This window comes from Roseateles sp. P5_E11 (assembly GCF_054049355.1).
In genome coordinates, this window is the sequence record NZ_JBFUMO010000251.1 from 1 (window position 1) to 8040 (window position 8040).

The 8040-nt window shown below is 65.8% G+C and carries 5 protein-coding genes; 4 read left to right on the forward strand and 1 reads right to left on the reverse strand.

What is annotated here, in order from left to right; all coding sequences use genetic code 11:
- The coding region (locus tag ACXJKR_RS18010; protein WP_457323986.1) for an HAD-IC family P-type ATPase at positions 1-898 on the forward strand (898 nt) is incomplete at its 5' end.
- A 102-nt stretch (positions 899-1000) separates the two neighbouring features.
- Here the strand turns inward: ACXJKR_RS18010 and ACXJKR_RS18015 are convergent.
- Positions 1001-2965, reverse strand: a complete 1965-nt coding sequence (locus ACXJKR_RS18015) for a family 43 glycosylhydrolase (RefSeq protein ID WP_457323987.1) — start codon at positions 2963-2965, stop codon at positions 1001-1003.
- A 383-nt stretch (positions 2966-3348) separates the two neighbouring features.
- Here ACXJKR_RS18015 and ACXJKR_RS18020 point away from each other — a divergent pair, with 383 nt between their 5' ends.
- The 3 genes from ACXJKR_RS18020 to ACXJKR_RS18030 all read left to right on the forward strand — a co-directional run.
- Positions 3349-4938 (forward strand): glycoside hydrolase family 43 protein, encoded by a 1590-nt coding sequence (locus ACXJKR_RS18020; protein ID WP_457323988.1) that lies wholly within the window; start codon positions 3349-3351, stop codon positions 4936-4938.
- 67 nt (positions 4939-5005) lie between these two features.
- The gene (locus ACXJKR_RS18025) at positions 5006-6961 is read left to right on the forward strand and encodes a glycoside hydrolase family 127 protein (RefSeq protein WP_457323989.1); all 1956 of its coding nucleotides are present in this window, start codon (positions 5006-5008) and stop codon (positions 6959-6961) included.
- Between the two features lie 52 nt (positions 6962-7013).
- The coding region (locus ACXJKR_RS18030) for a glycoside hydrolase 43 family protein (protein ID WP_457323990.1) at positions 7014-8040 on the forward strand (1027 nt) is incomplete at its 3' end.

Consider the following 8040-nt stretch of genomic DNA (forward strand, 5'->3'; position numbering starts at 1 on the left):
CGACCGCGCCGTGGCGGCGCAGGGTGTGACCGAAGACGAGGTGCTGCGACTGGCGGCCAGCCTGGACCAGGGCAGTGAGCATCCGCTCGCGCAGGCCATCGTGGATGCGGCGCGCGCCCGCAAGCTCGCGCTGTCGCCTGCGGTGGACTTCGAGTCCTCCACGGGCATTGGTGTCAGAGGTGTCGTCGAGGGCCAGAAACTTGCATTCGGCAACGCGGCGCTGATGGCGCAGGACGGCGTGGACGTGTCGCTGTTGCGTGCGGCCGGCGAGGACCTTCGCCTGCAAGGCAGCAGCGTGATGTTCCTGGCTCAACAGGGGCGCCTGATGGGCATCCTGGCCGTGTCAGACCCCATCAAGGCGAGCACGCCCGAGGCGGTCCAGAGCCTGCATGACGCGGGGATGCGCGTGGTGATGGCCACCGGCGATGGCCTGACCACCGCGCAGTCCGTCGCAAAGCAGTTGGGCATTGACGAGGTCCATGGCGAGGTCAAGCCGGCCGACAAACTCGCGCTTGTTGAACGGCTGCAGCGCGAGGGCCGCGTCGTGGGCATGGCGGGCGACGGCATCAATGACGCGCCGGCCCTTGCCAAAGCCGATGTCGGCGTGGCCATGGGGACCGGTACCGATGTGGCGATGAACAGCGCCCAGGTGACGCTCGTCAAGGGCGACCTGCGCGGCATTGCCCGGGCGCGAGGCATCTCCCAGGCCACCATCGCCAACATGCGACAGAACCTCGTGTTCGCCTTCGTCTACAACGCACTCGGCGTGCCGCTGGCGGCCGRCGCACTCTATCCGTTCACCGGGTGGCTTCTGTCGCCCATGATTGCGGCGCTCGCGATGAGCCTGTCGTCGGTCAGCGTGGTTTTCAATTCTCTGCGGCTGCGGGGCCCGCAGTGAGCGGCCCCCGGCCTGGGAACTGCTGATTCGGCCAGTCACGATGGGCCAGGCTGAGTGCCGGCCGGCACCGTTGACTTCCCGGATTCGCCGGCACGACCCTATTTACTGCGACCAGGTGAAGCGCGCGCCGTCGCTGTTGTCCGGCATGGGGCCAGGACTGTCGGCGCGGATATCCCCGGTCTTCGGATCGATGCGCAGGAAGCGGTTGGTGGCCAATGACATCAGCACCAGTTCGCCCGTCGGGGTTTCAATCCATTGGAAGCTTTGCGCCGTGCCCGGCTGGCCGGCCACCAGCGTCACCCCACCGTCCTCGCCGACCGTGACATAGCGTCGGCCCGTGCGCAGGGCGACGCGGCCCAAGCGGCGGTCGACGATCTCGAACCGCGTCGGGACACCCGAAGCCAAGCGTCCATGGTCTGCCGCCAGTCCGGTCGTCGCGTGAAACGACGCCAGCCGGATCGATCGGCCATAGGGAATGGGCCGCATCAGGCCGCGGGTATGCGGCTGATGGACGTCGATGCTGTCGAAATCTGCGACACCGCCCTCGGCGCCGGTCGTGTTGTAGTTGAACAAGCTATAGCGAACACCTTGGAAGGTGAAGGTCTGGTAGAGCAGCACGACCTCGTTGCCGATGGGCGTGAAGGTGTTGCCGTCGACCGAATAGCTGAAGCGCGCCCGTTCGGTGAGGAAGTCGCAGTCGGCCCGCAACCAGATGCGCGTTCCGGTCATCTTCACCCGCACCCGCTGATCCAGGCGCTGGTCGTAAAAGACGACATTGAGTTCGTCGGCGAGTTTCTCGACGCCCAAGGTCGCATAAGGGAGATTGAGTAGACCCAGGCCGGCCGTGTCGCCTGGCTTCAGCTTCGACACATCGAGCAGGACGGTTGGCGTGGACATTGGCCCGATCGCTCGCTGCGTCAGCGTGTTGCGCGCGTCGTAGAACGAGGTCGCCGGCAGGGCATGCAGCCGCAGGAAACCCGGCCGCTCTGACAACGACCACTTGTCGTCGACCGGGACGTGGTTCCACTGCCACAGGGGTTGGAGCTGCGGCGCCGAAAAATCATCGCTGCGCTGAAAGGGCACACGCACCGGCTGCGGCGTGGCAGTCTTGGGCTTCACCCACGTCCGCGGCGTGCGCGTCAGGTTGCCCGGCAGGCCAAAGTAGGGCCAGCCGTCCTTCCAGGTGATCGGAGACAGGCTGAGCAGGCGACCGACGGAGTTGAAGTCCATCATTGAAAAGCCCCACCACTCGCCCGCAGGCGTCTGGATGATGCCGCCCTGGTGCAACGCCAGGCTGTGGTTGGCGGCGGGGTCAGGCCCCCAGGTCTCGAACGGCGGCTGGCGCGTGCCCAGGCGCAAGCTTGAGGCCATGCCGAAGTCCTCATGCAAGCTGATCGATTGATGGACCTCGTAGGGGCCCAGCACATGATCCGCTCGCGCCGCCGGCATGCGAAAACCGCCCGCGTAGTTGGCGCTGATGATGTAGTACTTGCCGTCGATCTTGTAGAAGTGCGCGCCCTCGCCCATGCCGGCGTCCTTGGTGAACAAGACGCGCTCGGTGCCCGGCACGATGTCGGTCAGGTCGTCCGTCAGTTGGGCCAGGCGCATCGTCTGGTGATCCCAGACGACATAGGCCTTGCCGTCGTCGAACAGCACGGACAGGTCGTGGAAGCTGCGCTTCATCGGCGTGCGCGTCCACGGCCCCTTCGGATCGGTGGCCGTGAACATCTGGGTCACCTGGCCGTTGACGTTGGCAAAGATGTAGAACTTGCCTTCGTGATAGCGGAAGGACGGCGCCCAGATACCCAGGCCATAGATGTGGTTGCCCCCCTCCAGCCGGAAGGCCGGGCCGAGGTCGAGCTTGTCCATCGCGTAGGCAACGAACTCCCAGTTGACGAGGTCCTTCGAGCGCAGGATCGGCACGCCCGGCATGGTGTGCATGGTGGTGCCGGTCAGGTAGAACCAGTCACCGACGCGGATCAGGTCCGGATCTGAAAACTCGTCATAGAACAAGGGATTGGTGAAGGTGCCGTCGCCGTTGTCCGGCGTCCAAGTGGCGGTCGACAAGCCCTTGGACGCGCTCGCCGCTGGCCCCCCGCCCTTCAACGCAGATGCCGGCGCCGCGCAGGGCAACAGCGTCAAGGCGATGCATGACAGCAGCCCGGATATGAAAACTACGGGCGATCTCGACCCATGCCACATGACGCTTCACCTTTCAGATTGCCCAGTTCGAACTGCCGCTGGCGGGCACGCAGCGGGCGATTGTCGACAGACTTTGGTATGACCAAATTGAAGTTTACGCATAAACTGGTCAGACCCTTTTCGGGTTTGGCCTCCCACGTCGTCATCCAAGCCTTCGGCTGTGCTTAGACCGGGTTGGGCGATTCCAGGTCTCTCAAAACCACTCCGGGTAACGCCCGCAACAACCTCTTGAAGGTTCACGCCCAGCCATGCGCCTCCCCAGCCTCCTGCACCGCATCGCCCTTTGCTGCGCCGCCCTCGCCTGCGGGGCCGCGCCGGCTGCCGAACCGGCGCCCGGCGCCAATCCGGTGCTGCGTGACCGCTTCACCGCCGACCCTGCACCGCTGGTCGTGGGCGACACGGTCTATCTCTACGTCGGCCGTGACGAGGCCAAGGGCGACGAGTTCTTCCGCATGAACGAGTGGCTGGCCTATTCCTCCAAGGACCTGCGCCACTGGACCGCCCACGGCGCCTTCATGAAGCCTACCGACTTCAAGTGGGCGGTGGGTGACGCCTGGGCCGCGCAGGTGGTGCAGCGCAATGGCCGCTTCTACTTTTACGCCACCGTGCAGCACAACGACACGCAGCCGGGCAAGGCCATCGGCGTGGCGGTGGCCGACAACCCGCTGGGCCCGTTCAAGGATGCGCGCGGCTCGGCGCTGATCACCGATGCCACGACGCCGGCCCCCTACGGCTGGARCGACATCGACCCCACCGTCTTCATCGACGACGACGGCACTGCCTGGCTGGCCTGGGGCAACCCGGTGCTCTACCTGGCCAAGCTCAAGTCGAACATGACCGAGCTGGACGGGCCCATCGAGAAGATCGCGTTGCCCAACTACACCGAGGGGCCGTGGCTGTCCAAGCGCAAGGGGATGTACTACATGACTTACGCGTCCATGGCGCACCAGGGGCTCGCCGAGCATCTGTCCTATGCCACCGCGCCCAGCCCGCGCGGGCCCTGGACCTACCAGGGCACGCTGACCGGCACTGCCAAAAACAGCTACACCATCCACGCTGGCGTCATCGACGACTTCAAGGGACAGTCCTACTTGGTCTATCACAACGGCGCGCTGACCCTGCCGGATGGGGAGACCGGCGCCGGCGCCCGCCGCTCCGTCACGATGGAATACCTCTACTACGACGCCGACGGCCGCATGTGGCCCGTGACGCAGACCGAGGCCGGCATCAGTGCGCCGCCCAAGCCGCCCACCGGCAAGGTGCCCGCGCTGGCGGACCCGGGCCGCTCCGACCCCCGCGTGGCCGTCCAGCAGTTTGCCCAGGGCTATCCCGAAACCTGGCCTGGCAGCCCGGCGCTGGCCTCCGTCACCCGGCCTTTCGAGCAGGCCCCTGAACCGGTGGGCTTCCATCGCGACGGCGGCGGCGCCAGCCGCCTGGTGCAGACCTTCGTGCCGCGCGCCGACATCGCACTGGGCCGGCTCAGCCTGTACGCCGGCGACGGCCACGGCACGGATGCCACGCGCAGCTTGCGCCTGTCGCTGCGCGACGTGGAGGCCGGCACCGAACTGCTCGGCGCGGGCGAGGGCCTGGCCATCGCCTACCGGCCGCAAGGAGCAGGGCTGCTGAGCTTTGACTTCAGCGCCCATCCGCTGGTCGTGCTGAAGTCCGGCCGCCGCTATGCGCTGGCGCTGCAGGGCCAGAAGGATGCGCTGACGATCAATCTGCGCGCCAGCCGCAGCGACGTCTATGCCGGCGGCGAGGCCAGCCTCGACGACCGGCCGTTGAAGGACCGTGAGGGCCGACCCATGGACTTCGCGTTCGCGCTCTACGCGCGCTAGCCATGCGGAGCTGGCCCCAGGCCGCTGGGTTCGCCATCGGCGGGTCGGACATGGCAACCGTATCAATATGAAAACTCAGAAGATCACCTGCAAGGTATCGACCGCCGGTGTCGYCCGGGGCGACGGGGTCCCGGCGGATCAACTACGACGGCACCTGCTGCAAGCCATCGCCGTTGCGCCGCTGCTGCTTGGCATGCCAGCCGAGGCCGAAGAGAGAGACAGTGAGAGCGAAACCGCGCAGCCTTTCCCCTTGTCGGATGTGCGGCTGCTCGACGGTCCTTTTCGCAAGTCCCAGAGCCTCAACGCGCTCTACCTCGAGTCGCTCAACTGCGACCGCTTGCTGCACAACTTCCGGAAAAATGCGGGACTCGCTCCGAAGGCGCCGGTGTACGGCGGATGGGAGGCGGAAGGGCTTTGCCCGGGCCACACCCTGGGCCATTTTTTGAGCGCCTGCTCAATGTTGTGGGCATCCACCGGACGGGAGGGGCTGCGCGCCAGGATCGACTACGTCGTCAGTGAGCTGCAGGCCTGCCAGGCAGCGGCGCCCGGCGGCCTGGTGTGCGGCTTCCCCGATGGCGATACGCAACTGCGCAATTGCCTGGCAGGCCGCCCTGTCGTTGGAGTGCCCTGGTACACCCTGCACAAGTTGATGGCCGGTCTGCGCGACGCGTATCTGCACCGGGGGAACACCCAGGCGCTCGCGGTCCTGGTGCGTATCGGCGACTGGGTCGACGAGGCCGCGCGGCCGGTCGACGAGCCGCGCTTTCAAAAAATGCTCGATCTGGAGCACGGCGGCATGGCCGAAGTGCTGGCGGACCTGCACGCGCTGACCGGGGAGGCGCGCTACCTGCGCCTGGCTGAGCGCTTCAGCCACCGGGCCCTGCTCACGCCGCTTGCCGAAGGGCGCGACACCCTCGACGGCTTGCACGCCAACACGCAGATTCCCAAGGTGATCGGCTTCGCCCGGCTGCACGGACTCACGGGACAGGCGCATTACCGGCAGGCCGCGCGCTACTTCTGGCGCACGGTAGTCGAGCAGCGCTCGTTTGCGACGGGGGGGCATGGCGACAACGAGCATTTCTTTCCGCCYGCCGAATTCGAGAAGCATCTGGCCTCGGCCTCGACCATGGAAACCTGTTGCACCTACAACATGCTGCGTCTGACGCAAGCCTTGTTCGCCGCGCAACCATCGGCCGCTTACGCCGACTATTACGAACGTGCCTTGTTCAACGGCATCCTCGCCTCCCAGGACCCGGACAGTGGCATGTTCACCTACTTCCAAGCCACCCGGCGCACCTATCCGAAGCTCTACTGCACGCATGAGCATTCGTTCTTCTGCTGCACCGGCACGGGGATGGAAAGTCACGCCAAGCACGGCGATTCCATCTATTTCCACCGTCGGGAAGTGCTGTATGTGAATCAATACATTGCGTCGGATCTGCATTGGGCCGACCAGGGTGTGCATCTGCGCCAGACGACCACGTTTCCCGAGCGCGGCGCCAGCCGCCTGACGCTACGGCTGGAGCGGCCCACAAAGCTTGTCCTCAAGCTGCGCCACCCGGGCTGGTGCCGGCAGCTGAGCGTGCGCCTGAACGGCCGCCAACTCATGGCCAGCGACAAGGCCGGGCGCTACGTGGAGCTCGCGCGCACCTGGCGCAACGGCGACGTCCTGGATATCGACCTGCCGATGCATGTGCATCTGGCACCGTTGCCGAACGCGCCCCAGATTGCGGCGCTCATGTACGGCCCCCTGGTGCTGGCCGCGCGCGTCGCCGGCCCCGCCATGGCGCCCGGTGCCGATTTGGTGGCATGGAACGTGTCGTATGGCAAGACGTTCAAGGAGCCGCTGGAGATCCTCCCGCTACCCCTGCCTGGCACCGGCCTTGATGGGGCGGTCCGGCGCGGTACTGGCCCGCTGATGTTCCATCTGAGCGGGCCGGGCCTTGGGGAGGAGTACGAACTGCTGCCGTTCCACAGAATCGCGCACGGCTACTACAACTTGTACTGGCGAAGCCCGCAGTGATGACCTCCATAGACAAGAACTTGGACCAACCCTGACAACCTGACCCCACCCCATGAGCCGACCGTTTTCTTCCCTCCTGCTGGCCCTCGTCCTTGCCTGCATCACGTCTCAGCCCCTTTCAGCGGCACCGGCCCCTAAGGAGATGCAGGTCGATCCTGCTCATAACCCTCTTATCTGGGCCGACGTCCCGGACATCGCCATCATTCGCGTAGGCAAGACCTACTACATGAGCAGCACGACGATGCACATGAGCCCAGGCCTGCCGATCATGAAGTCGACGGACCTGGTCAACTGGACCATGGCCTCGTACGCCTATCAAACCCTTGCCGACAACGACGCCTTGCGCCTCGAAAACGGCAAGAACGCCTACGGTGAAGGCTCCTGGGCCAGCAGCCTGCGTTACCACGACGGCGTGTTCCATGCCTCTACGTTCGCCGCCAACACGGGTCGCACCCACATCTACACCACGCGCGATCCGGAACGCGGCCCGTGGAAGGAGACGAGCTTCGAGCCCTTGCTGGGTGACCACAGTCTGTTCTTCGACGACGACGGTCGCGTCTACATGGTCTACGGGGGCGGCCGAATCATGCTCACCGAGATGAAACCGGATCTCTCCGGCATCAAGCCCGGCGGCGTGAACAAGGTCATCGTCGAAAACGTCAACGCCCTCTTCGGCGCCGACCAGGGCGGGCTCAAGGGCGAAGGCTCGCAGCTTTTCAAGGCCAACGGCCGCTACTACCTGTTCAACATTGCCTCACCCGGCAGCCGTTGGGCACGCACCGTCACCATCCACCGCGCCGACGCCATCKACGGCCCCTACGAAGGTCGCATCGCGCTCGATGACCGCGGTATCGCCCAGGGCGGCCTGATCGACACCCCGGAAGGCAAGTGGTACGCCTATCTCTTCAAGGACAACGCGGCCGTCGGTCGCATCCCCTACCTCGTGCCGGTGACCTGGAAAGACGGCTGGCCCGTGCTCGGCGAAAACGGCAAGGCACCCATGACGCTCGATATCCCCGCCGGCGCACAGGGCGTCTCGGGAGCCTCCGGCATCGTCGCCTCCGACGAATTCGACCGCC